Consider the following 791-nt stretch of genomic DNA (forward strand, 5'->3'; position numbering starts at 1 on the left):
CGGCTTCTCCAAGATCATGGGCTTCCTCGCGGTCATCCTGGCCAGCGTCAACATCTTCGGCGGCTTCCTGGTCACCCAGCGCATGCTGTCGATGTTCAAGAAGAAGGGCAAGTAACCATGGAAACCCTGTCCGCCCTTCTCTACCTGGTCGCCTCGGTCTGCTTCATCATGGCCCTGCGCGGCCTGTCCAGCCCGGAGACCTCCCGCCAGGGCAACTTCTTCGGCATGGCCGGCATGACCATCGCCGTGCTGACCACGCTGGCCCTGCCCATCGTCCAGTCCTACTGGATGATCGTCCTCGGCATCGCCATCGGCGGCGGCATCGGCTACGTCATCGCCAAGAAGATCGAGATGACCGCCCTGCCGCAGCTCGTCGCCGCCTTCCACTCGCTGGTCGGTCTGGCCGCGGTGTTCGTGGCGCTGTCGGCCTTCTACTCGCCCGAGGCCTACGGCATCGGCGTGCCCGGCGCCATCGCCAAGGGCTCGCTGGTCGAGATGGCGCTCGGCACCGCCATCGGCGCCATCACCTTCACCGGCTCGATCGTCGCCTTCGCCAAGCTGCAGGGCCTGGTCACCGGCAAGCCGTTGGTCTTCCCCTACCAGCACCACCTCAACGCCGGCCTCGGCATCCTCACCATCCTCCTCATCGTCTGGCTGGTGCAGAGCAACGCCGACGCCCCGATGTGGCTGATCGTCGCCGTGTCGTTGGCGCTCGGCCTGCTGCTGATCCTGCCGATCGGCGGCGCCGACATGCCGGTGGTGATCTCGATGCTGAACAGCTATTCCGGCTG

2 protein-coding genes are annotated in these 791 nt (G+C 65.9%); both read left to right on the top strand.

Annotated features, from left to right (window positions below; translation table 11 throughout):
- The coding region (locus H0B54_RS29345; RefSeq protein ID WP_188263274.1) for a proton-translocating transhydrogenase family protein at positions 1-115 on the top strand (115 nt) is incomplete at its 5' end.
- Positions 116-117: 2 nt separating this feature from the next.
- Positions 118-791 (top strand): NAD(P)(+) transhydrogenase (Re/Si-specific) subunit beta (locus H0B54_RS29350; RefSeq protein ID WP_188263275.1); only part of this gene is annotated, 674 nt, incomplete at its 3' end.

The sequence above is a fragment of the Azospirillum tabaci genome, from assembly GCF_014596085.1.
Lineage (GTDB): Bacteria > Pseudomonadota > Alphaproteobacteria > Azospirillales > Azospirillaceae > Azospirillum > Azospirillum tabaci.